A 26,867-nucleotide genomic window follows, 5' to 3' on the forward strand; every position below is an offset into this window, starting at 1 on the left:
GCCGGAGATCGGAACTAGGGGACGCTTACGTGACCGGCAAGCAGCTGGATAACGCCATTGCAGCAACATATCTGCCCATGATCCGCGGATACTTCGCGACATTGGCGGTGTATTATGCTGTTATCACCGTGACCAACTTCATGTTGGTATCTGGCGCTGAGCTGTTGGTCTACGCCGGGATTTCATCGGTAACTTGCGGCCTTATCTGCCTGTCGATTTATCGCTTGCCCAGCCAGGCAAACACCCGCGCGATCACGTGTCAGACCATGCTCGTGAATGCGCTGGTGCTGGCCAATATCATTGTCGCCATATATCTTGAATTTGTCGAAGCCAAGCTGGCCTATTTCATCATCGCAACCACGTTATTTGCGTTGTCGAGCCTGACGCTCAGGCAGGCCTTTGTGACCTGCTCGGCGGCGCTGGGCGGGCTTGGTTGGCATATTGTCGCGAATGGGTCAGAACAATTGGTAACCTATGCGCTGGTCGGACTTGCCGCAGCGTTGAGTGCGACGGGTATCTCTCATCACCTGCGCAAGGCAATCGGCACGGCGGCCAAGGCAGAAATTGCAGCGCGCGAGGCGCATGCGAAGGCGGAAAAGAAGCTCGATCACGAAGTGTCGGCAAAGCTTGTGCTGAAAAAGGAATCCTTCTCAGACACTCTGACAGGCCTCGCCAATCGGCGCGCTTTCTTCGATTCTTTTGAAACCTGCGTTGAAGGCGATACGCATGGCTGGGTCGTGCTGCTTGATCTTGATGGTTTTAAGCAGGTGAATGACAATTACGGCCACATGATGGGGGACGAATTGCTGAAAGCGGTGAGCTTTCGGCTGCGCGCATTTTGCGGTGAGGATGCTCTTGTAAGCCGGATCGGCGGCGATGAGTTTGCGCTTATCTTCAATCGCCCCATGTCCGAAGAAGACATTCAGGAGCTGACCGGAAAGCTGCTTTCCAGGATCGGACAGACTTATCCGATTGATGGACGTCTTATCCAGATTTCCGGATCAATCGGGTGCTGTCAGTTGAACGGGGAACGTGATGCTGGCGATGTGATGAAGAATGCAGACTTTGCCTTGCTTCATGCCAAACGGAGCGGGAAGAACCGTTCGATCTCGTTCAATGATGAGCATGCAAAATCCTTCGCGGAACATTACAAAATTGAGCAGGCCTTGCGCAGCGCGAATTTTGCCGACGAGCTCGAACTTGTGTTCCAGCCGCAATATGACCTGCGCACAAACACTATCGAACGCGCAGAAGCTCTCGCCCGGTGGAACAGCCCAGTTCTTGGCTTGGTTGAACCGAACACTTTTATCAAAGTGGCCGAAGAATGCGGATTGATGGCGAATATCTCGCTTACCGTGGTCAGCAAGGCCATCGCGCAATTGAGCCACTGGGACAACCGCGTGCCTGTTTCGGTCAACCTGTCGGCGGCCGATCTCAATTCAGATGACACCACGCAGGCCATTCTCGATCTGCTCAACCAGAACGAAACGGATGCTTCGCTGATTGAGTTTGAAGTCACCGAAACCGCGATGCTCGTCGATCTGGACAAGGCGAGCAAGAATGTGCGGCGGCTTGCAGCGCGCGGACACGCCATCGCAATCGACGATTTTGGCACGGGCTATTCGAATTTCAGCAATCTGCGCGCTTTGCCGATCTCAAAGTTGAAGATCGACCGTTCCTTCGTAGAAAATCTGCACGATCCGATGACTGAAAAGATCCTGCGTTCGATGGTGGGCCTTGCGCAAACGTTGGAAGTCCAGTGCCTGCTCGAAGGCGTGGAGGATGAGCTTGGCATGACCATTGCCAAACGCACCGGCATGGAAATGGTGCAAGGATACATGGTTGGCCGCCCGGTGTCGGGAAATGCCCTCGCAATTCAGATGAACGAAGAAATCGCGCCGGATGATCCCAGCATGGCGCCCGCGCCAGCCGCTCGCACGGCGTAAATGGGGCAGGAGATGCGCGCGGGATTCCACAGCGCGTTTGCCCAGCGGCGATCCTCGCCCTCCTTTAGAGTATCCGCCGCACCATGCGGGCCGCTTCGCTTAACGCCCAACCTGCAAAACTGCGCCCATCGGTTTCGATCTGAACCACGCCTGTGATCGGTTGGATCTGATGGCTTTCATCGCCCTGCTGGCCTCGTTCTGCGACAAGGCGAACGCGGTAGAGCGCCTCGCGCGGTTTATACTCATCACCATCCTTGTTGACGGCAATTGGGCCGCCATTTTCGGATGCAAGAATGGGCTGATCCAGCCGCTCAATCGCGCTGGTTGAAACCTCGATCAGTTTCGCTTTGCGCGCGGCATCGGTGCCGTGCGAGGCGACAAAAGTTCCCATCGCCTCATTTTCAATCCGCCAGATGTCATCTTCGCTGATGAAAGCCTGAAGATCGTAATCAGCAGGGCTCAAAACATATGCGATAATCTCGGCCCCATCCAGCCAGCGCCCGGTATGCACCTCTGGCCCAAGGTCCGATACGGTGCCAGCAATGGGCGCGCGCAGAACCAGCTTTTCTGATCGTCTCTCAAGCCCTGCAAGCTTGCTCTTTTCGCGCGCCAGTTCCCGTTCGATGACCGCGCGATTGGACAAATCACGATCATCCGCCACCGCGCGGCCAAATTGCAGCTCAAGCTGGGCAACGCGCACTTTGGTCGCGGCTGTTTCGGCTGAAAGCTGCGGCGCGATCAGCTCAACGAGCGGCGCGCCCGCTTCAACGCGGTCTCCATTCTTGACCAGAATGCGTTCGACCCGCGCCGCTTCGCCTGCGACAACTGGGGATGCGCCCACAGGGGCCAGCACCGCATGGCCCGACACATGACGATCAAGCGGCAAAACCGCCAGGATAACCCCTCCCAATGCGAGCAGCAGCCAGGCTTTACCGCGCCGCGTTGCAAAGATGCGGCTGCGCATTTCGTGCCACACTTTAAGCTCTGAAAAGATGGGACGGCCCACAAACACAGCCATTTCTACCACGGCGAGGATCAGGCCAAGCGGTTCAAAAAAGACGCTGTACACAAGGATGGCGATCCCGGTGAACAGGAACAGACGGTAAATCCAAGTAGCATAGGCATACACAATCATGCCGACATGCAATCGGCGCGGCACGCTTTCGGGCACCGGATTACCGATGTTGAAAAACACCTCGCGCAGTTTCCAGCGCGCCAGTGCAAAGGCGCGCGGTTGCAGATTGGGCACATTGAGCAGATCAGACAGGACATAGTACCCATCAAACCGCATGAACGGATTGAGATTGACAGCAAGGCTCATCACCCAGCTTGTGGTCGCAAGGATAAAGGCGACGCTGCGCAGCAAGCCATCGGGCAAAAGCACCCACGCCATCGTCGCGATGCTGGCCACCATCAGTTCAGCCGCAACTCCGGCACAATCAATCGCGAGCTTTTCCTTGCGCGATTTCAGCCGCCAGGCCGCAGTTGTATCGGTGTAAAGCACCGGCATCATCACCAGAAAGCTGACCCCCATGGTCGGCACCCGGCAGCCATAGCGAGTGGCGGTGTATGCATGGCCAAGCTCGTGCAGGATTTTGACCGCGATCAGCCCAAAGCCATAAGCGATCAGCCCCTGCCAGCTGAAGAAATACAGGAATGATGCGATGAACACGTCCCATTGGCGCGACACCAGAAACAGGCTGACAAGCGCAAGGCAGGCAAAGAATATGAGGCTGTAAGGCGACCAGAGCGGCCTGACCCGGTCAATCGTCCGCTCCAAAAACCGCGCGGGTTTAACCAGCGGCAATCGGATGAAAAGATAATTGTCGAGCAGCCATTTCCACGCCGCTTTCTTGCCCGCATTGCGCTGGGCGGTGTAAGTGGTGACAGCGTCTTGCCCCACAGGCGCGATTGTCAGCCCGTTGGTCGCGGCAAATTCCACCACCTCATTAAACGCATCATCGGCCTCTTCCCCGTCCAGGCCCAGTGCGCGCAATTGGCCCGCAATCCCGTCCATCTTGCCCGATGCCCAGCGCGAAAGTATCGCAAATTCCACTTTGCCAAGTTGAAAGAATGCATGGCGAACCGGATCAAACAACGTCCAACTGGGCGCGCCTGTTACGAGCGGTGCCCCTGCCTCTATCCGCAATTCCTGCCGCAAAGCTGGCAGCGGCGGCGGCGGCGCAGGAATGCCGGGCAGCTCGATCGGAATTGCAGCATCTGCCACCGCGCGCGCCCTAAATGCCGATAAATTGGCGGATGGCGGCAATCGGCCTGCGCAAGAGCGAATAGATAAACGGCACCCACTGGCCATAAATCTGCGCCGTGCCGCGTGATCCGATGCGCGGATTGTCCCCATCCAGCCGGGCCGTCAAAGCAAATGCCAATGTCCCCTCTGGCGTCTGGCGTGCCTGATAGCTTGCCGTCTCAAGCGTCGCATCAATCGCCCAAAGCGGCTGCGCATCCAGCCACATTTTGACTTTGGCCCCTTTTTCCACGTCCATCTGCTCAGCTGAGGGCAGATCAATGCGGATCATCGTTGCCGTTGGATCAACCACTTGCATAATCGGATCGCCAGTGTTCACCGCGCGCCCTTCCCAATCGCGGCGATCACTGATCAAAGCCATCCCATCGCGCGGCGCGGTGATGGCCGATTGGCCGACGAGATCCTTGGCGTAGTCATATTCCGCCTCAGCCACTTCGAGTTCTGCGCGCATGATGGCGATATCCGATGTCTCATCGCGCTCTCCAAAAGCAGAGCTGGTGGAACGTTCAAGCCGAGAGCGCGCCACCAGCAGGCGTTCTTCTGCAAGCTCCAATTCATTGGCCAGCCGCACATCATCGAACCGCAGCAGCACCTGTCCTTTTGTAACAGGCGCATTGGGCGTGACTTCCACCGATGCAATCTGGCCTGCAAACGGGGCCGCCACGACAAAGGGGCGCTCCGCCACGATTTCAGCCGGTGCAAGCGCGGTGAGCCGCACCGGGAATAACAGCGCGATTACCGCTGCGGCGGCAATCCATTTCTTCTTGTTGCTATCCAGTGCGGAAAACCGGCGCACAGGCTTGTTTCCGCTTAACGCGCGCCAGGCATGCGATCCAGTCTCTGCTATGCGAGCGAGGCGTTTGGCCTCCCCTTCCCTTAAAGGCTCCTCGCGCGCGGCCAGCAATCCAGCGAAAGCTGCGCCATCATCGCTGAGCAATGGCTGCCAATGCATATTGGCATAGGGATAATCGGCCAGCGCCTCATCATCGCCAAACTGGGCGATATCGAATACGCGCACTTTGCCAAGGCCGCGATCATCCTGCATCGCGCCAAGCAGCCGTTCCAGCGCCTGTATCAAAGGCGCATTGCGATCAATCGCCGCAAGCGAGGATGCGCAAGTGGCTTTGAACCCCTCGCCCATGATTTTCTGCTGGAAGATAAACATCTGCCCATAAGGCACTATCGCGCGCGCATCATTCGCGATGCAGTATTGCAGTTCATTCACTGTGGATTGGCGGCGCATATCCGCTTCAAATTGCAACAGCGCGGCCAGACCCTGCGCATCGGGGATGCGCGGGGCGGGCGCTTCTGCCAAAACCGGCTTGGCGCTGGAAGGGTCAGCCTGGCTCGCTGCCATTGCTTTCCTCGGCTTTGGTCTCGGCAGCCTTTTCGCCAGCCTCATCTGCTGCCGGTTCCGCTTCCTCAGGCTTGTCCGGGTCTTCGAATGTGGCCGTGCCGCTCATTCCGGGCAGAACCAGCCCGTCACCGCGATTGATATCGGCGGTGATGCGGATGGTTTTGCTCACCGGATCAACGGCGGCCCCCAATTGCGTGACAGAGCCGGTTATCTCGTTGCCCGTCTCGTCAATTGCAAAGCCAAAATCAGCGCCGGGCCGCAGCCATGTCAGCCAATTGCTCGGAACAATCAATTCCGCTTCCAGACTGCCGCCGCTTTGAATTTTCATCAGCGGCTGGCCGCTCGCCGCGATCTCACCCTTGCCTGCGATCTCTTCGACAACGCTGCCGGAAAAAGGCGCATAGACGGCGCAGTCTTTTAGCTGGGCGGAAATGGCGCTCGCCTCAGCCTGAGCTTTGCTCAGATTGGCGCGCGATACGGCAACTTCGTTCTTGCCGACAGCTTCGTATGCGTCGAGTTCGACATTGTTGTCATAAGTGACCTTATAGGCCTGCGCAGAAGCGCGCGCCGCGTTCAATTGCGCCTGGATTGACGAACAATCAAACCGGGCAAGCAATGCGCCTTTGCGAAAGCTTTGCCCTTGGCCAAATGGCATGGAAGTAATCTTGGCCGTCATGCGCGAGGCGATTACGGATTCCTCTTTCGCCTTGATCACGCCGCGCGCTGTCAATTCCGGTTCGGGCTCAGGTTCTACAGCCGCAGGCTCCTCGGAGGCGGCAATTGCCTCCTCTGCAGGCGCTTCTTCGGCCTGTGACCATTCGGTCTCGCCGCTATTGGCAAAAGCATAAGCGCCCAGCACCACAGCGGCGAGGACACCCCCGCCGACGAGGTACTTGGTCTTTGAAGTGTCAGCAGCCGGGACCGTTTCATCCAGCTGCGTATCATCGCTCATAATGTCACTGCCCAGATAGCCGGACTGCATTTTCGCGGTCCTGCCACAATTGCGCAAGAGAAGCGCGCAAAGTGGCCACATCTTCTTGGCCTGTCACATCGGGGCTAAATTCATCAATGCCCATGGATGCGAACAGGTTTGCATAGGCGTTTTGCGCCTCGGCATAAGCGATGTCGTATTTCACTTCGGATACGAGCGTGTTCATTTCTTCGCGCAGCAAAGTCTGGCGGCTCATCGCGCCTGCCTTGTGGCCAGACCGGATTTGGTCAAGAATTTTGTCCTGAACGCTCATCTGGCGAGATGCGGTATCGAGTTCATTGTTGAGATGGCCAAACCGCGCGCGCGCGACATGGACCTGTGTGATGACCGCCATGGTCAAGGCCATCTCGCGCTGTTCGAGCAAGGCATCCTGCGCTTTCACCGCTTTCTTATGCGCAGGCAGGCGGAACAGGTTGAGCACATTCCAGCTCGCGCGGGCGCCGTAATTGATCCAGTTATTGTTGAACAGGAAATCATTGGAATCGACGTTGACGCCCAAAATCCCGCGGAAACTGGGCAATGCCGACAAAAGCGCTGCATCCATTTCGCGCGAATTGATCCGCTGGCGGTAGCTCACCTCGCGCAGTTCGGGCCGGTTAAGCAAGGCTGTCATCATCATGTCTTCACCGTCATATTTCACATCGGGAAGATTGGTGGAACGGTCTGGCAGGGAAAGCGTGAATTGCGTGCCGGGCCGCAGATTCATCAAAGCTGCAAGCTGCGCCTTGGCCACCACAAGCTCGCGCTGAAGCTTGCGGATTTGCGCCTGAATTTCGAGCAATTCGCGCTGATAAGTGAGCGCGGTAAGCGGCGCGGACAAACGGCGCTCCGCCAGCCGCTCTGAATTTTCGAGCGTGGTGGTGACCGAGCCTTCCAGCTCTTGCAATTTGGTCAGCAAGCGTTCTGCGCTGACCGCGCGCCAATAGGATGACCGGACATCTTCGATGATCCGGTTGGCAACTTTGCGGCGGCGTTCCTGCGCAATCAGGACTTCATCCGCGCCCTGTTTTGCCCGCACATAGGACAGCCCGAAATCGAGCACATCCCAGCTAAGCGCGAGATCGGCTGTGAACAGGTCGCGTTCCTGCGAAGTCGATGGCTCCAAGGATTGCCGCCGGGTAAGCAGCGACAAAGAGCTTGCGCCTGCAAAATTGTTGCGCCCGCCATATCCTGCGCTGGCCACCAATTGCGGCAGCATATCATAGCGCTGCAAGTCGAGCTCGCGGTCGCGCAGCGCGATTTCCATCAGCTCAACCTTGTAATCAAGGTTGTATTTCAGCGCCCTCGCCATCGCTTCATACAGATCAACCTCGCCTGCAATCGGCTCTTGATCCACATCGACCTGCGCGTAATTGCGCTGGGCTGTCTCGCTCAGTTCTGCCCCCGTAAACGGCTCAGGTACAGTTGCGCAGGCACTCAGAAAAAGTGCCGAGACGCTCGTAAGTGCGATACCTTTTTTCATAACCTTACCACCGTGCCTTTATCTGAGTTTCGTCGTTGAATTTTCTTAACTGAAGGCTTCGAGCAATGCGCTCGCCTCGTCGTCTTTTTCCGAATTGACCTTGGCCATAAGCGCATCGAGCGTGTCCGCTTTCGCCGCTTGGTCGCTATTGCCATTATCAAGCTGAATTTCGCCGGTCGCCCCTTGGATTACGACGGCTGTTTCGGCCGTTTCGCCATTTTCCAAAACGGCGCGAACAATCAATCGGATCGCTTCTGCATCAACCGGGCGCTCTATAATCGCCAAACCGCGTGCATCCATGCGGATCCAGTCAGGCAGAGGCGATCCATCGCGGGTCACCAGCTGAAATTCGACAATGCGCGGCGCGTTTTCGGGGCCAATGTCGCGCATTTCGACATAGACCACACGGTCGCGCACGATGCTCTCGATCATAAACAGTTCATTGCCTGTCGTAAGCTGACGGACAGAGAACCCGGTGAGGCTTTCCGGAATGAAATCACCGAAGCGCGGATCGAACAATCGGTCGACACCAAACCGGATATCGCGAATATCATCGATATAACGCGTTACGTCATTGATCGGGCTGCCCTGCACATCCAGCGTGCCCAGCCCGCGCAGAGAATTGATGTTGTTAACGGCGGTCAGCAAAGGCTGATCGACATTCAATGTGCCTGTGCCGCGAAGATCGCGGAAACCATTTGCCGTATCAAGGATGACAAGCGGCGCTGCGATAAACTGATCATCTTGGTCAATCTCGCGGATGGTCCGCTCCAGATCGGGGAAGCCGGCACTGGGATCCTGATTGATCAGGAACGAAATATCAGCAGTTGCCTGAACCACAGTGACAATCGCGGTTGATGCCACAAACCCGCCATTACCATCAGACACAATGTAATTGATGGTCGCAATGCCATCGAATTCAGGCGGCGCGGTGAATGACAAAGTGCCATCGGGATTGATAACAACTTCGCCCACATCTGTTTCTGCAAAGAAGATATTGAGCGGATCGCCATCGGGATCGCTGGAATTGGCCAGCACATCCAAAATACGCTCGCCCCCGCTGATGACAGTGAATGCTTCGTCGTCATCAATCGGTGTTTCGGTGATGGGGTTGACCGTGACAGTGATCGTCGCGGTGGACGTGCCGCCATTGCCATCGGTGATGGTGTAAGTGATCGTATCGGTGCCGAAGAAATCGGCATTGGGCGTATAGGTGATCGATCCGTCCGGATTGATCGTGACCGTGCCATTTTCAGCAGAAGCTTCGGTAACCGTCAGCGGATCGCCATCCGCATCGGTGTCGTTCACCAGTTCAGGGATGGTCACCGAACCGTCCTCGTCAACGCTGGTTACATCATTGCCTGCAACAGGCGGATCATTAACCGGGTTCACCGTGACTGTGACCGTGACTGTGTCAAACCCGCCCATGCCGTCGCTCACCTGATAGGTGATCGTGTCGGTGCCGTTAAAATCGGGATTGGGTGTATAGGTCAGCGTGCCATCAGGGTTGATGGTGACCGTGCCGTTGGGCGCATTGGCAGACACGATGGTAAGCGGATCGCCATCCACATCGCTGTCATTCGTGAGAGCGGGAATGGTGACAGGCGTGTCTTCATCGGTGGTGGCGGTATCATCAACACCGACAGGGGGATCATTCACCGGCGCAACATTCACAGTGACAGTCGCGGTTGCTGTTCCGCCCATGCCATCATCAATGGTGTAAGTGATAGTGGTGGGGCCGTTGAAATCGGGATCGGGGGTAAACGTGATCGTCCCGTCAGGATTGATGGTGACCATGCCATCGGGCGATGTAGCATCTGTCACCGTTAGCGGATCGCCATCCAGATCGCTGTCATTGGCAAGCACCGGAATGGTAATGGGCTGATCTTCGGCCGTATTGGCCGTGTCATCTTGTGCGACAGGTCCGTCATTCACGGGGTCAACCGTAACAGTGATCGTCGCAGTGTCTGTGCCGCCATTGCCATCACTGATGGTGTATGTGATGACATCGGTCCCATTAAAATCGGGGTCGGGCGTGTAGGTTACGGTGCCGTCAGCGTTGATGACGACCGTTCCGTTGCCAGCGCTCGCATCGATCACTTCGAGCGGGTCGCCGTCCACATCGCTGTCATTCACAAGCGGCGGGATGGTAACGGGCGTATCCTCATCAGTGGTTGCTGTATCATCCACCGCAACCGGCGGATCATTCACAGCGCCAACATCGACCGTTACGGTTGCGGTGGCTGTGCCGCCCATGCCATCATCAATGGTGTAGGTAATGGTGGCAGGGCCGGTAAAGTCCGGATCGGGCGTGAAAGTGATCGATCCATCAGGATTGATCGTAACGGTGCCATCGGGCGATGCCGCATCGGTCACCGTCAAGGTATCGTCATCCACATCGCTATCATTGCTGAGCACGGGGATGGTAACAGGCGTATCTTCCGGCGTGGTCGCCGTACCATCCTGAGCGACAGGCGGATCATTCACTGGCGTGACAGTGACAGTAACACTCGCTGTTTCAGTGCCGCCCATTCCATCACTAATTTCATACGTGATGGTGTCAGTGCCGTTGAAGTCAGGGTCTGGAGTGTATGTTACTGTTCCATCGGGATTGATAGTGACAGTGCCATTAGGCGCGCTAGCGCTTGTTACGGTCAATGGATCGCCATCAACATCGCTGTCATTGCTGAGCACGGGAATAGTGACAGGGGTGTCTTCATCGGTGACGGCGCTGTCATCCTGCGCAACCGGCGGATCGTTCACCGGGTTCACAGTTACAGTCACAGTCGCATTGGCCGTGCCGCCATTGCCATCGCTGATCGTGTAGCTGATCGTATCGGTGCCATTGAAATCAGGGTTCGGCGTGTAATCAATCGTGCCATCGGGCAGGATCACCACCGTGCCATTGGGCGCGCTGGCGGTGACAACGCTCAGCGCATCGCCATCGGGATCGCTGTCATTGTCCAGCACATCTATATTGACGAGCGTGTCCTCATCGGTTGTCGCTGCATCATTTTGAGCGACAGGCGCGGGATTGGTTATGCTCCAAGTGAACGTGGTGCTGACAGTGCCGCCATTGCCATCATCGGCTGTGATCGTCACGTCGTAGATACCGTCACCGCCAGGCCCGCCAATGGAGGCGCCTGAATCAATCGTGCCGGTGATATTGCCGCCCGCATCAATCGAAAGCCCTGCTGGCAATCCGCTGGCGGTGAAAGACAGCGTATCACCGTCCACATCGTCAAAACTGCCGGACACATCGATATTGATGGGTTCAGCATCCGCATTCGCGCGCGGCGGCAGAGGCTGCGCAGTTGGGGCATCATTCGCAGCCCCCACTGTCACTGTGACAATCGCGGTTGATGTGCCGCCCTGCCCATCAGTGATCTGGTAAGTTATCGTATCGGTGCCGTTGAAATCAGGATCGGGCACATAGGCCAAGGTTCCATCGGGGTTGATAGTCACTGTGCCATTGGGCGCGCTTGCCGATACGACCGTTAGTGCATCGTTATCGGGATCATTGTCATTCGCCAGCACATCGATGGAGGCAATTGGCGTATCTTCGGTTGTCGATGCGGTGTCATTCGCCGCGGCGGGGCCGGGATTGGTGACAGTCCAAACGAACATGATATCAGTCGTGCCGCCATTGCCATCATCGGCTGTGATAATGGCTGAATAGACGCCGCCATTGACCTGGCTTGCATCAGGATCAATCGTGCCGGTGATCAATCCTGTATTGGCATCAATGCTGAGCCCTGCGGGCAGATTGCTGATGCTGTAAGTCAGCGCATCGCCTTCGATATCGCTAAAGAACGCAGAGGCATCAATGGCAATCACGTCGCCATCTTCATCAGCGCGGTCAGGGACATTGGTGGCAATCGGCGCGTCATTGACAGGATCGATCGTGATCGTTGCAACCGCCGTTGCCGGATCGCCATTGGCATCCTCAATCGTGTAGGTGACGGTCGCCGTGCCGACAAAGTTTGCATCGGGCGTAAAAGTGATCGTGCCATCAGGATTTACCACTGCCACGCCGTTTGTCGCCGTTGCAGCAATCACTGTGATGGGCGTTGTCGGATCGCCATCAGGATCAATATCATTGGCAAGCACATCCATAGTGATGGGCGTGTCTTCGTCCGTCGTGAAATTGTCATTCACGGCGGTCGGCGGCTCGTTATTGATCGTCCAGGTGAATGTGGTGGAGGTGACCCCGCCATTGCCATCATCGGCTGTCACGGTGACACTGTAAATACCATCGCCACCTGGCCCGCCTGTCGATGCGGTCGGGTCTGTCGTTCCTGAAACCAGCCCCGTTGCAGGATCAAAGGTTAGCCCTGCTGGAAGGCCTGTGACATTGAAAGTCAGCGGATCGCCATCCGGATCGTTGAACGCAGGGGCAAGCGGGACGCTGATCGCCTCGTTATTGCCATCAACCAGATCGGGCAGACCCACCGTTACAGGCGCGTCATTTACAGGGTTTACAGTGACTGTGACAGTCGCTGTCGATGTGCCGCCTTCGCCATCATCAATGGTGTAGACGATGGTGTCGGTGCCATTGAAATCGCCATTGGGGGTGTAAGTGACCGTGCCATCAGCGTTGATGATGACTGTGCCGTTATTCGCGCTGGCCGCAGTAACGGTGAGAGTATCGCCATCAGGATCATTGTCATTGGCAAGGACGGGGATGGTAACCGGCACATCTTCATCGGTTGTCGCGGTGTCATCTGATGCGACAGGCGGCGGGTTGCCAATGGTCCAGACAAAGGTGGAACTGGCCGTGCCGCCATCGCCATCATCTGCAGTTACAGTGACGGTATAGAGGCCATTTGCACCGGGTCCGCCCTGGCTTGCTGAATTGTCGATTGTGCCCGTGATATTGCCATTGGCATCAATCGACAGGCCAGGGGGAAGCCCGGCCGCGGTAAAGGTGAGCGTATCGCCATCAATATCATCAAAATTGCCCGACACATCCAGCGCGATCGCATCGCCATCTTCATCGGTTTGATTGGTCAATTGCGGATCAGCAACAGGCGCATCGTTTTGCGGGTTTACCGTCACGGAAACAGTGGCCGTGTCCGTCCCGCCTTCGCCATCGCTGATGGTGTAAGTGATCGTGTCCGTGCCGTTAAAGTCGGGATCAGGTGTGTAATTGATCGTCCCATCGGGATTGATCGACACGGTCCCGTTATTCGCTGATCCAGAAATGACCGTCAGATCATCGCCATCAGGATCGCTGTCATTGGCCAGAACATCAATATCGACCGGCGTATCTTCATCGGTTGCCGCGGTGTCATCCGCCGCATCTGGCGCGGGGTTCGTCACTGTCCAGCTAAACGTTGAGCTGACCGTGCCGCCATTGCCATCATCGGCGGTAACGGTAATCGAATAAATGCCATCACCGCCCGGCCCGCCCTGGCTGGCGGAATTGTCGATTGTACCAGTGATCTCGCCCGTGGCAGGATCAATGCTGAGGCCTGGCGGAAGGCCGGTTGCCGCAAATGTCAAAGTGTCGCCATCGACATCGCTGAAATTGCCAGCGACCGACAGGGATACGCTGTCTGCATCCACATTGTTCTGCGCGGTGATCGGCGCCGCAACAGGTGCATCGTTGACAGGATCGACCGTGACAGTGACCGTAGCGGTCGATGTTCCGCCCTCGCCATCGCTGATCGTATAGGTGATGGTGTCGGTGCCATTAAAATCGGGATCGGGCGTGTATGTGACAGTTCCGTCCGCCTCAATCACGACCGTTCCATTGGCTGCAAGTGCGCTGGTAACCGTCAGATCATCACCATCGGGATCGCTGTCATTGGCAAGCACGTCGATGTTGACGGGCGTATCCTCATCCGTCGCCGCGCTGTCATCAATTGCAACAGGAGCCGGGTTGGCCACTGTCCAGGTGAATGCGGATGTAACAGTCCCGCCATTGCCATCATCGGCCGTGACCGTGACAGTGTAGATACCATCGCCAGCAGGCCCGCCCTGGCTTGCTGAATTGTCGATAGTGCCGGTGATGTTGCCGTTTGCATCAATCGACAGGCCCGGCGGCAGACCCGCCGCGCTGAATGTCAGCGTGTCGCCATCAACATCGCTGAAATTGCCTGACACATCCAGAGTGACAGGCGCATCGTCATTGTTGCTTTGCGGGGCAATGGGCGCGGCAACCGGCGCATCATTGTCAGGCGATACCGTGATCGTCGCGGTGGAGGTGGAGAACCCGCCATTGCCATCGCTGATCGTATAAGTAATTGTATCTGTGCCGTTAAAATCAGGATCGGGCGTATAGGTTACCGTTCCATCGCCATTGATAACCACTGTGCCATTGGGGGCATTGGCCGCGGTGATGGTCAAAGGATCGCCATCGGCATCGGTATCGTTTCCGATCAGATCAACCGTAACAGGCGTGTCTTCATTGGTGGTGCCCATATCGGGATTTGCCACAGGCGGATCGTTGATCGGATTGACCGTGACATCGACAATCGCTGTCGCAGTGCCGCCATTACCATCGGAAATTTCATAAGTGATGGTGGTGTTACCGTTGAAATCAGGATTTGGCGTGAAAGTGATCGTGCCATCGGGGTTGATGACAACCGTGCCATCGGGCGATGCCGCGCTTGTTACAGTCAGCGGATCGCCATCCACATCGCTGTCATTGCCCAGCACGCCGATTGTGACGGGAGTGTCTTCATCTGTTGTCACCGCATCATCAACCGCCACTGGCGGATCGTTGACCGGATTGACTGTCACCACCACCGCAGCGGTTGAGAACCCGCCATTGCCGTCGCTTATTTCATACGTGATCGTATCGGTGCCGTTAAAATCAGCATTGGGCGTGTAAGTCAGCGTGCCGTCCGCTTCGATCACCACAGTGCCATTGGGCGCGCTGGCGGATATCACCGTGAGCGGATCGCCATCAGGATCTGTGTCATTGCCCAGCACATCGACATTCACCGATGTCTCTTCATCGGTGGTCGCTGCATCATTGCTGGCCGTGGGCGCAGGATTGGTGACAGTCCAGTTGAATGTCTGGGAAACGGTGCCGCCATTGCCATCATCAGCCGTCAGCGTAACGGCATAAACACCGTCGCCCGCTGGCCCGCCCTGGCTTGCATCAATATCGAGAGTGCCCGAAATAATGCCAGTGGCAGGGTCGATTGCAAGGCCCGGAGGCAAACCTGTGGCCGAGATGGTGAGCGTATCGCCATCAACATCATCAAAAAAGCTATCCGTCGCGACAGAAACGGACTGGTTATCCTCATTCACCACATCGGGGATTGCGACCGCTGTTGGTGCGTCGTTTTCGCCGGTCACAGTGACAACCAAAGTCGCCGTTGCAACACCGCCCTGCCCATCGCTTACCGTGTAAGTCACTGTGGCATCGCCGTTAAAATCGGGATCGGGCGTGAAAGTGACTGTCCCATCGGCATTCACCACAACTGTGCCATTGTCGCTGTTGGCGCTGGTAATGGTCAACGGATCGCCATCAGGATCGCTGTCATTGGCCAGCACCGCCACGGTGACAGGCGTATCCTCAGCTGTGGTGGCCGTATCATTTTGCGCGATCGGCGGGATGTTCTGGATCGAATAGACGAACTGCGTGCTGACCTGTTCGCCTGATGGATCGGTCGCTGTCACGGTGACAATAAACGGCCCGTTCTGCGAAGAATCCGCTGCCAGTGTGCCTGAAATTACGCCGGTAACCGGATCAATCGTCAAAGCCGGCGGCAGGCCTGTCGCTGTGAATGTCAACGCATCGCCATCGACATCGTTGAACGCGCTTGCCGTGGGGATTGAAACGGTCTGGCTGTCTTCGCCGTTTTGATTGGGCAAGCCAACGGTTGTCGGCGCATCATTGACAGGCGCAACAACCACATCGACGCTGGCAGAGCTTTCCCCGCCCTCCCCATCGCTGATGGTATAGACAATCGTGTCCGTCCCGTTGAAATCAGGATTGGGTGTGTAAACCAGCGTGCCATCGGGATTGATTGTGACAGTGCCATTGCCCGCGCTGGCCGAAATCACGGTCAGATCATCGCCATCGGGATCTACATCATTGGCAAGCACGTCGATGTTGACAGGCGTGTCTTCATCGGTGGTCGCATTGTCATTGCTGGCAATGGGCGCAGGGTTTGCAACCGTCCATTCAAATGTCTGCGAAATGGTTCCGCCGCGTCCATCATCCGCCGTCACAGTGACCGAATAAACACCGCCATTCACCTGGCTGGCGGAATTATCAATCGTGCCCGAAATGATGCCCGTCACCGGATCAATCGTCAGTCCGGCAGGCAGGCCCGTTGCCGAAAAGGATAGCGCGTCGCCATCAGGATCATTGAACGCCCCTGCAACCGGCAGATTGATCGCCTGATCATCCAGATTGCTCTGATCGCCGATGGAACCGCTTGTCATCGGCGTATCATTGATATCCGCCACAGTGACAGTCACGGTCGCGATTGACGTGCCGCCATTCCCATCGGAAATTTCATAAGTGATAGTGTCAGTGCCGTTGAAATCCGGGTTCGGAGTGTACGTGACGGTTCCATCGGGATTGATCACAACCGTTCCGTTTTGCGCATCGGCAGACGTAACGGTCAGCGGATCACCATCAGGATCATTGTCATTGGCCAGCACGTCGATTGTAACGGGCGTATCTTCGTCAGTGGATGCGCTGTCATTGCTGGCGAGCGGGGGCGGGTTCGATACGTTGAACGTGATCGTTTCCGTCGTGGTCCCGCCATTGCCATCATCGACTGTGATGGTGGCTGTGTAGACGCCGCCATTCGTCTGGCTGGCATCAGGAGTGATCGTGCCCGATATCACACCTGTGACAGGATCAATCGACAGACCCGGCGGCAAATCGGCCGCACTAAAGGTGAGAGTATCGCCTTCGACATCGGTGAAGGAACCGGCGACCGGCACCGAAATCGTTTCACCATCCTGCACATTTTCGGGCGGAATTGGCATGGAAATGGGCGCATCATTCACCGCGCCCACAGTAACAACAACCTCAGCCTGCGATGTTCCGCCTTCGCCGTCGCTGATTGTGTACGTAATTGTGGCCGTGCCGTTAAAGTTTGCAGGCGGCACAAAATTGATCTGATTGCCCACCAAGGTGGCCTGACCCACCGATGCCACCGCCGATATCACATTGATCACATCGCCATCAGGATCGCTGTCATTGGGCAAGACATCGATAAGAACGGGCGTATCCTCATTGGTGCTCGCCGTGTCATCAACCGCGATGGGCACAGGATTGGTGATGGTCCAGCTGAAGGTTTGCGTGGCCGATAAACCGCCCGCATCCGTCGCTGTCACTTCGATGGAATACACCCCGCCAGCGCCGCCTTGGCTCGCTGAATTGTCGATAGTGCCGGTTATTTCGCCGGTCGCAGCGTCAATGGAAAGGCCGGGGGAAGCCCGGTCGCGCTGTAAGTGAGCGATGCGTTATCGACGTCGCTGAACCCGGCAGAGGTATCAACGCTGATCCCGCCATCTGCATCCACATTGGTTTGCGGCGGCAATGTCCCGGCTGCCACAGGTGCATCATTCACCGCGTCCACGGTAACGGTAACAGTGGCTGTCGATGTGCCGCCTTCGCCATCGCTGATAGTGTATGTCACGGTATCAGTGCCGTTAAAATCAGCATCAGGCGTATAGGTTATCGTGCCATCCGCATTGATGACCACGCTGCCATTGGGCGCGCTTGCCGATGTGACGGTCAGATCATCGCCGTCTGGATCTGCGTCATTGCCCAGCACAGCGACAGTGACGGGTGTGTCCTCATCAGTCGATGCGGTGTCATCATTGGCCGCAGGGCCAGGGTTGGTGACAGTCCAGCTGAAATTCTGCGTCGCGCTCAGCCCGCCTGCATCCGTTGCCGTGACCACGATGCTATAAACACCCGCAGCGCCGCCTTGGCTCGCCGAATTGTCAATCGTGCCAGTGATCTCGCCAGTGGCCGTGTTGATGGAAAGACCGGGCGGCAGACCGGCCGCGCTGTATGTCAGCGATGCATTGTCGACATCGCTAAACCCGGCAGAGGTATCAACGCTGATCCCGCTATCGGCATCCACATTGGTCTGCGGGGGAAGGTTACCCGCGGTCACGGGCGCATCATTGACCGCATTCACCACAATCGGGACAATGGCTGTATCTGTCCCGCCTCGTCCATCGCTGATGGTGTAAGTGATCGTATCCGTGCCGCTAAATTCGGCATTGGGCGTGTAATTCAGCGTGCCATCGGGATTGATCGTGACCGTCCCATTGCTCGCATTCGCCGCCGTGACGGTAAGCACAGCGTCATCGACATCGCTATCATTGGCCAGCACATCGATATTGGTGATCGGCGTGTCTTCATCGGTGGTCTGCTGCGGATCATCCACCGCTATGGGCGGATCGTTAACCTCGACAACCTTGATCGTCGCGGTCGCGACATTCGATGTCAGCGCGGCATTTTCAAAGCTGATATCAATCAACCGATCAGCCTGACTGGGAAATTCGCCCACAGTCTCAAATGTGACAGCCTGAAGCGCCGCCTGATATTGTGCGGCAGTCGCAGGACCACTCAAAATGATCTCGGTTGCCGTGCGCGTATAGGCAATGCCGCCCGCCAAAGTGCCCGATGCCGCAGCTGAGCCATTGACCAGCAAGCCATCACCCGCCTGCGCATTGGTCAGCGTTATGCTCGCGCCTTCAACCAGGCCATTGGGATTGGTGATCGTGACATCGCTATCGACAATCGACACGCCAGCGCTGTTTTCAACATAGGTGCCCATATAGGCGGACCCTGCCGCCGTGCTGTTATTTCCATCCAAATCAAGCCTTGGGATCGAAACGGTTGTGCCGCCGGTCCCCAGGTTGAAATCCGCATCGCCATCATGCCGGAAAAACGCGCCGCCAAATCCATTGGCAAGGTTGTATTCAATGGTGAAACTGTTGGTATCGAGCCAGTTGAAACGAGCAGCGGAAGGTACACCGCCGCTCTCATTCTGCGAGCCTGATGCGGTAACTTCGCCCGGAACAGATGTGTCAAACAAGACGTTGGAGCCATTGGCAGCCTCAAACGAGGACAAAGTATCGGTGTCGATCACCAGAAACTCGCGTGTTTCAGGCCCTCCAGCGCCGTCAATATCTGCGACAGTGAAATTCACATCGACATTGGCTGGCGCGCCTGTAGCAGTGAAGAAGATGTCCCAGCGAACCTCAACCGTGCCTAGCCCTGCAGAACTGCCTTTGCGCAGGAACACGCCGAAATCATCGCCCGGCCCGCTGAATTGGACATCATCGCCAGCGGTCAAAGCCGTTACCGTCGCTCTGACACTGATTTGCTGGCCGTTGACCGTCGCGACATCAAACCAAACAGCAGAGGATCCAACCGCTGTCAGGCGCGTATTGTCCGCCACCTGATTGCCGTTTTCATCAAAGACATCAAAAGCGCCTGTGACAAATGCCGCTGGCGCCAGCAGGCCATACCAATCCTGTGCAACCAGAGTGGCAGCCTCAATCTGGCCTACCCGGTTTTCCAGCGTCCAATCCCCGCCGCGCAGGATATGGCCGGTATCATCCACCGATGCGGCAATATCCGCGCCCGTGATCGCCGCCAGATTGTTAAGCAAGGCCTGACCCGCCTCATCCGCCCCGACATCACAGCCATAAAGAAGGATATCGCCGTCAGCCGAAAGCTTTGCACCGATTGATGCGAATACGCCTGCCAATTCGCCGGTCAGTGCCGCGTTATCAATGCGTGTATCGCCCAGCCAGAACATGCCATCTTCGCCGTGACTGACGATGTGAATGGCTCCGATATCGCTTTGCCCGGCCAGAGCAGAAAGAACCTGATCCACCCCATCAGATCCGGCATCGATCAAAACGATCGTGCCGCGCCCCTGCCAGGTTTGGACCAGCTCCTGATAATTTTCGATGCTGGTGTCGATGAAGATAAAGTCATTGGCCGCACCGGCAGTGACGGGCGCCGTCAAGCTTTGGTCAAAGCCAAAATCCGCCGCATTTCCTCGCTCGGATCCGAAATACGCCGCTACTCTTGCATCCACCGCATCATCCGCGAGATCACCATGCCCGCCGGCATCTAGATCACCCAAATCAACCGGATCGCCAATCGCCCCCGATTTTGCGGGCAGTGCGGTGTAGGCCCCGTCGCGAGCAACCACGCTTTGCGGATCCATCGCAATCGGCCCCACCAAGGCGGACGTCATAGGAATATGATCGAGCGTCTGCGCGCTTTGTGCCGCATCGACGCTAAGCGCAGTGACTACGCCCGCACCGTCAAACATCATTCGAGGCTCAAGCGCCAAAAGATGAGACTTGCGCTTTGTTTTGCTTTTCACCGCAGACCCCTCAAACCGTTTAAAAATCGCCTATGTAAAAAGACGCATTTTCTGGCAATTGCTGCATCAACCAAGATTAGCACAAAGCCAAATCATGACCAGACGAGCTGTGTTCAAATGCCGACGAATTTCGTGAACAAGTCTTCTCAATCGCTTAAAAAGCCATGGTTTTACAATAATTAACCACGCGAGATCTGCCTGATTGAGGGCAGGAGCGGGATTTGACATCGATCCAACCGCTCAAATTGGTGGCAAAAGATCGGCGAAAAATCGGCAAGAGGGCCTGAACCGTTCGTGGCTCTTCATCGAACAATTTGAACCGCAAGTTCGCTAAAGAACTCTGTCCTTACAGGCGGCAAACTGGCCAAAGAAGCCCAGACGCTGGGGTGCGGCGCAATGATCATCACCGGCCTTGCTCACATATATGTCCGCAAAACGAAAAAAGCCCCACTGTTACCAGTGAGGCATTTCGTAAGTTGGATATGCAAGATTGCTGGTTGCGGGAGTAGGATTTGAACCTACGACCTTCAGGTTATGAGCCTGACGAGCTACCGGACTGCTCCATCCCGCGCTACCGAGCTGCGTCTCTCAGGCATATGCGCACCAGAGACGCCAAAAGGGCCAACCTAGATAGGCCAGCCCTTTGACATATGAATGGGTTTTATATCCCGCGCGCGTTTTGAAACGCTATCCAACAGGCTTCAATGCCTGGCGACGACCTACTCTTCCATGCCTTAAGACATAGTACCATCGGCGCTATCTGGTTTCACGGCCGAGTTCGAGATGGGATCGGGTGGGTCACAGACGCTATGGCCACCAAGCAATGGGGCCTGTCGGATATGCGGGCTAAATCGATGTGTGTGTTTGAACAACAATTATTGGTATTCTTGGGCGTATCTGGCTTGGTTAATTCTCTCACCAATGCCAGCCTACCATCAGGCAGGGCTGTCATTGACAGTGCGAACTCTCAAGCGCGAACAGAACTATTAGGACCAGTTAGCTACACGCATTACTGCGCTTCCACACCTGGCCTATCAACGTAGTGGTCTACTACGGTTCGATGATACCTTATCTCAAGGGAGGCTTCCCGCTTAGATGCTTTCAGCGGTTATCCCGTCCATACATAGCTACCCAGCGGCACGCCTGGCGGCATGACTGGTACACCAGAGGTATGTTCACCCCGGTCCTCTCGTACTAGGGGCAACTCCTTTCAAGTATCGACGCCCACGGCAGATAGGGACCAAACTGTCTCGCGACGTTCTGAACCCAGCTCACGTACCACTTTAATTGGCGAACAGCCAAACCCTTGGGACCTGCTCCAGCCCCAGGATGTGATGAGCCGACATCGAGGTGCCAAACGATTCCGTCGATATGAGCTCTTGGGAATCATCAGCCTGTTATCCCCGGCGTACCTTTTATCCGTTGAGCGATGGCCCTTCCACGAGGGACCACCGGATCACTATGACCGACTTTCGTCTCTGCTCGACCTGTCGGTCTCGCAGTCAGGCATGCTTATGCCATTGCACTCTCGCAGCCGGTTTCCAACCGGCCTGAGCATACCATCGCGCGCCTCCGTTACTCTTTAGGAGGCGACCGCCCCAGTCAAACTACCCGCCATAGAGGGTCCCACTACCGGATAACGGTAGTTGGTTAGACATCAGAAACAAACAGGGTGGTATTTCACAGGTTGGCTCCACAAGGACTGGCGCCCAAGTTTCAAAGCCTCCCACCTATTCTACACAATTTCTTCCTAATGCCACTCTAAAGCTGCAGTAAAGGTGCACGGGGTCTTTCCGTCTAACCGCGGGTACTCCGCATCTTCACGGAGAATTCAATTTCGCTGAGCATATCCTGGAGACAGTGGGGAAGTCGTTACGCCATTCGTGCAGGTCGGAACTTACCCGACAAGGAATTTCGCTACCTTAGGACCGTTATAGTTACGGCCGCCGTTTACTTGGGCTTCAATTCGGAGCTTGCACTCCTCCTCTTAACCTTCAAGCACCGGGCAGGCGTCAGACCCTATACGTCGTCTTGAAGCCGACTTAGCAGAGTCCTGTGTTTTTGATAAACAGTCGCTACCCCCTGGCCTGTGCCCCCTGTAAAGAGTTGCCTCAATACAGGGCCTCCTTCTTCCGAAGGTACGGAGGCAATTTGCCGAGTTCCTTCAGGATACTTCTCTCAAGCGCCTTGGTATACTCTACCTGACCACCTGTGTCGGTTTCGGGTACGGTTTATACGGAGAGGCTATTTCCAGGAACAACTTGGCAGCATGACCAATCCAATAAGGCCACACTACTTCCGCCATCCGTCACACATCTCCAAGCCCACGAATATTTACGTGGTTCCCATCGACTACCCCCTTCGGGCTCGTCTTAGGGGCCGGCTAACCCTGCTCCGATTAGCGTTGAGCAGGAACCCTTGGTCTTTCGGCGAGAGGGCATCTCACCCTCTTTATCGCTACTCATGTCAGCATTCGCACTTCCGATATCTCCACCGTCGGTTACCCTTCGGCTTCATCAACTTACGGAACGCTCCGCTACCGCTCATAGTAAACTATGAACCCTAAGCTTCGGTGCATTACTTTAGCCCCGTTACATCTTCGCCGCAGGAACCCTTATTTAGACCAGTGAGCTGTTACGCTTTCTTTAAAGGATGGCTGCTTCTAAGCCAACCTCCTGGTTGTTTTGGGATTCCCACATGCTTTCCCACTTAGTAATGACTTGGGGACCTTAGCTGTAGGTTAGGGCTGTTTCCCTTTTGACGACGGACCTTAGCACCCGCCGTCTGTCTGCCAGACAAGACTCGATGGTATTCGGAGTTTGGTTAGGTTTGGTACCGCTCGCGCAGCCCTAGCCCATCCAGTGCTCTACCCCCATCGGCATACATCTGACGCTCTACCTCAATAGATTTCGCGGAGAACCAGCTATTTCCCGGCTTGATTGGCCTTTCACCCCTAAACACAAGTCATCCGAGCATTTTTCAACATGCAACGGTTCGGTCCTCCAGTGCGTGTTACCGCACCTTCAACCTGCTCATGCCTAGATCGCCGGGGTTCGGGTCTAATCCAACATACTCAGTCGCCCTATTCAGACTCGCTTTCGCTTCGCCTACACCTAACGGCTTAAGCTTGCATGCTAGATTAAGTCACTGACCCATTATGCAAGAGGTACGCTGTCACCCCCTATGGGGCTCCAACTGCTTGTAAGCATCCGGTTTCAGGTACTGTTTCACTCCCCTCATCGGGGTGCTTTTCACCTTTCCCTCACGGTACTGTGTTCGCTATCGGTCATGTACGAGTATTTAGGCTTGGAGGGTGGTCCCCCCATGTTCAGACAGAATTTCACGTGTTCCGCCCTACTCAAGTCCTTTTCTAGTCTTTTCGCATACGGGACTGTCACCCACTATGGTCTCACTTTCCAGAGAGTTCTGCTAATAATAGAAAAGGCACTGGCCTGGTCCCGGTTCGCTCGCCACTACTACGGGAATCTCGGTTGATGTCTTTTCCTCCAGGTACTGAGATGTTTCAGTTCCCCGGGTTTGCTTCACCAAAGCTATATATTCACTAAGGTGATACCTTATCCACCTCTCTCAATCTCTCCGAAGAGAAAATGAAAGAAATGGTGAAGGTGGGTTTCCCCATTCGGAAATCGCCGGATCAAAGATTGCTCACATCTCCCCGACGCTTATCGCAGCGTGCCACGTCCTTCTTCGCCTGTACATGCCAAGGCATCCACCAAATGCTCTTACCTCACGCTTGAGAATCCACACCATCAACGACAGACCTGCATAAAGATCTGAAGTCTTGCGATGATGTAGAGAATTATCTCAGCCAGATAATCAATTTGATTGATTTTGTGATGCACTGATCGCGTTAGAATGGTCGGCTAGACCATCCGTGCAATCAATGCGCCACGGCATCGATTTAAAAACCCATTCACAATGTCAAATGATCGGCGGAAACCCGCCTGACCTGTCAGAAGACAGGATCTGTTTCGTTTCATCTATCAGATTAAATACCTGGTGGAGCCTATCGGGATCGAACCGATGACCCCCTGCTTGCAAAGCAGGTGCTCTCCCAGCTGAGCTAAGGCCCCTTAGGTGGTGAACAGCCATCGCGATCAAGCAATGGTAGGTCCGAGTGGATTTGAACCACCGACCTCACCCTTATCAGGGGTGCGCTCTAACCAACTGAGCTACGGACCTGCACCGATGAACCGGCTTGCATTCTCTTACAAGAAAGCATGGCCGATTGCGGCGCGAGCCAGCTCAGGCAAACAACGCAACAATACCGCAAAAGCGGCCGAAGCGCTGTATCTGATTGATGAAAGGACATGAGGACGACGGCAATGTTCTTTGGAACTTGCGAAGCACTTCCAAACGCGAGGTCTGGCGCTTTCGCTTGTATCCTTAGAAAGGAGGTGATCCAGCCGCAGGTTCCCCTACGGCTACCTTGTTACGACTTCACCCCAGTCGCTGATCCCACCGTGGCTAGCTGCCTCCTAAAAGGTTAGCGCACTATCTTCGGGTGAAACCAACTCCCATGGTGTGACGGGCGGTGTGTACAAGGCCTGGGAACGTATTCACCGCGGCATGCTGATCCGCGATTACTAGCGATTCCGCCTTCATGCTCTCGAGTTGCAGAGAACAATCCGAACTGAGACATCTTTTGGAGATTAGCTAACCCTTGCGGGATCGCTGCTCACTGTAGATGCCATTGTAGCACGTGTGTAGCCCAGCCTGTAAGGGCCATGAGGACTTGACGTCATCCCCACCTTCCTCCGGCTTATCACCGGCAGTTTCCTTAAAGTGCCCAACTAAATGATGGCAACTAAGGACGAGGGTTGCGCTCGTTGCGGGACTTAACCCAACATCTCACGACACGAGCTGACGACAGCCATGCAGCACCTGTCACTAGGTCCCCGAAGGGAAAAGATCTGTCTCCAGAAATCGTCCTAGGATGTCAAAGGCTGGTAAGGTTCTGCGCGTTGCTTCGAATTAAACCACATGCTCCACCGCTTGTGCAGGCCCCCGTCAATTCCTTTGAGTTTTAATCTTGCGACCGTACTCCCCAGGCGGATAACTTAATGCGTTAGCTGCGCCACCCAAGCTCTATGAGCCCGGACAGCTAGTTATCATCGTTTACGGCGTGGACTACCAGGGTATCTAATCCTGTTTGCTCCCCACGCTTTCGCACCTCAGCGTCAATAATTGTCCAGTCAGTCGCCTTCGCCACTGGTGTTCTTCCGAATATCTACGAATTTCACCTCTACACTCGGAATTCCACTGACCTCTCCAATATTCTAGCTTCCCAGTTTCAAGGGCAGTTCCGGAGTTGAGCTCCGGGATTTCACCCCTGACTTAAAAAGCCGCCTACGCGCGCTTTACGCCCAGTAATTCCGAACAACGCTAGCTCCCTCCGTATTACCGCGGCTGCTGGCACGGAGTTAGCCGGAGCTTATTCTCTAGGTACTGTCATTATCATCCCTAGTAAAAGAGCTTTACAACCCTAAGGCCTTCATCACTCACGCGGCATTGCTGGATCAGGCTTTCGCCCATTGTCCAATATTCCCCACTGCTGCCTCCCGTAGGAGTCTGGGCCGTGTCTCAGTCCCAGTGTGGCTGATCATCCTCTCAGACCAGCTATAGATCGTCGACTTGGTAGGCCGTTACCCCACCAACTATCTAATCTAACGCGGGCCCATCTAAAGGCGATAAATCTTTGGTCCGAAGACATTATCCGGTATTAGCTCAAATTTCTCTGAGTTATTCCGAACCTAAAGGCAGGTTCCCACGCGTTACGCACCCGTGCGCCACTAACCCCGAAGGGTTCGTTCGACTTGCATGTGTTAGGCATGCCGCCAGCGTTCGTTCTGAGCCAGGATCAAACTCTCAAGTTTGTGAGACTAACCTACCGGACACGAAGTAAACTTCGCCGTTCCGACAAGCCAGAATATCAAGGAGCCGATACCTGCACTGTCAAACGTAATGGATACGAATGAACATGTATCATCAATCCAGACTGTGGAGCCTGGAAGGATGTGGCATCGGCTTGAAATTAACCGGTTACTGGAGCCTTAATGCCTCCAGACCGGGCGCCGTCGCCCACATGTCCCTTCATCAAAAACCAACAATGTCAAAGAGCTCACCAAGCAGCAGAAGCGGACAGCAATGGTATCCCCGATTTACACCGGGGGACCGGCTATCCGTTTGATGTTGGCGACCAACGTTGGCGGGGCCGGTTAAACCGTCAGCGCCGCGTCGGTGGAGGTCATCTAGGCGCGACCTGAGATTCGGTCAACGCCTTTTTGCAATTTTATTTCAAACAACTTCAAAAACGCCAGATTTCCGGGGTTTATGTAGCCATCCGACCCGCTAGAGATGGGGTTGCTGCGCGCAATTGCAACCCCTGCCCGCGCAATCCCGACTGTAAAATTCAATTCCAAAGTAACCATAAGCCAAAGCTAGGCTTCGGATTGTTCATGATTTTGCGCTATGGGCAGCGCC

The 26,867-nt window shown here is 55.6% G+C and carries 7 protein-coding genes, 3 tRNA genes and 3 rRNA genes; 1 reads left to right on the top strand and 12 read right to left on the bottom strand.

Going from position 1 to position 26,867, the window contains the following annotated elements:
* The first annotated feature begins 29 nt into the window (after nucleotides 1-29).
* Nucleotides 30-1,946 carry a putative bifunctional diguanylate cyclase/phosphodiesterase gene (locus tag AC0V6L_RS02900; RefSeq protein WP_486152937.1) on the top strand — a complete coding sequence of 639 codons (1,917 nt, stop codon included), beginning with the start codon at nucleotides 30-32 and terminating at the stop codon, nucleotides 1,944-1,946.
* Nucleotides 1,947-2,010: 64 nt separating this feature from the next.
* Here AC0V6L_RS02900 and AC0V6L_RS02905 read toward each other — a convergent pair whose 3' ends face one another.
* From AC0V6L_RS02905 to AC0V6L_RS02960, 12 genes are all read right to left on the bottom strand, one after another.
* The gene (locus AC0V6L_RS02905; RefSeq protein WP_486152938.1) at nucleotides 2,011-4,173 is read right to left on the bottom strand and encodes a site-2 protease family protein; all 2,163 of its coding nucleotides are present in this window, start codon (nucleotides 4,171-4,173) and stop codon (nucleotides 2,011-2,013) included.
* Between the two features lie 10 nt (nucleotides 4,174-4,183).
* The gene (locus AC0V6L_RS02910) at nucleotides 4,184-5,569 is read right to left on the bottom strand and encodes an efflux RND transporter periplasmic adaptor subunit (protein WP_486152939.1); all 1,386 of its coding nucleotides are present in this window, start codon (nucleotides 5,567-5,569) and stop codon (nucleotides 4,184-4,186) included.
* Entirely contained in the window at nucleotides 5,550-6,551 is a 1,002-nt protein-coding gene (locus tag AC0V6L_RS02915; RefSeq protein ID WP_486152940.1) for an efflux RND transporter periplasmic adaptor subunit, read from the bottom strand. Before AC0V6L_RS02915 ends, AC0V6L_RS02910 begins: the two co-directional genes overlap by 20 nt.
* A complete protein-coding gene (locus AC0V6L_RS02920; protein WP_486152941.1) occupies nucleotides 6,526-8,022 on the bottom strand; it encodes a TolC family protein in 1,497 nt (498 codons plus the stop codon). Before AC0V6L_RS02920 ends, AC0V6L_RS02915 begins: the two co-directional genes overlap by 26 nt.
* Before the next feature lie 45 nt (nucleotides 8,023-8,067).
* Complete coding sequence (locus AC0V6L_RS02925) at nucleotides 8,068-17,460, bottom strand: Ig-like domain-containing protein (protein WP_486155035.1); 9,393 nt, start codon at nucleotides 17,458-17,460, stop codon at nucleotides 8,068-8,070.
* Complete coding sequence (locus tag AC0V6L_RS02930) at nucleotides 17,394-20,312, bottom strand: Ig-like domain-containing protein (RefSeq protein WP_486152942.1); 2,919 nt, start codon at nucleotides 20,310-20,312, stop codon at nucleotides 17,394-17,396. The genes AC0V6L_RS02925 and AC0V6L_RS02930 overlap by 67 nt, the downstream gene beginning before the upstream one ends.
* A gap of 545 nt (nucleotides 20,313-20,857) precedes the next feature.
* A tRNA-Met gene (locus tag AC0V6L_RS02935) sits at nucleotides 20,858-20,934 on the bottom strand.
* Between the two features lie 135 nt (nucleotides 20,935-21,069).
* Nucleotides 21,070-21,184 (bottom strand): 5S ribosomal RNA (gene rrf, locus AC0V6L_RS02940).
* A gap of 145 nt (nucleotides 21,185-21,329) precedes the next feature.
* A 23S ribosomal RNA gene (locus tag AC0V6L_RS02945) occupies nucleotides 21,330-24,120 on the bottom strand.
* A gap of 261 nt (nucleotides 24,121-24,381) precedes the next feature.
* A tRNA-Ala gene (locus tag AC0V6L_RS02950) sits at nucleotides 24,382-24,457 on the bottom strand.
* Between the two features lie 32 nt (nucleotides 24,458-24,489).
* A tRNA-Ile gene (locus AC0V6L_RS02955) sits at nucleotides 24,490-24,566 on the bottom strand.
* 208 nt (nucleotides 24,567-24,774) lie between these two features.
* A 16S ribosomal RNA gene (locus tag AC0V6L_RS02960) occupies nucleotides 24,775-26,260 on the bottom strand.
* Together the 16S, 23S and 5S rRNA genes with 3 tRNA genes alongside form the textbook arrangement of a ribosomal RNA operon.
* Nucleotides 26,261-26,867: the final 607 nt, after the last annotated feature.

This window comes from Erythrobacter sp. JB1-15 (genome assembly GCF_057365035.1).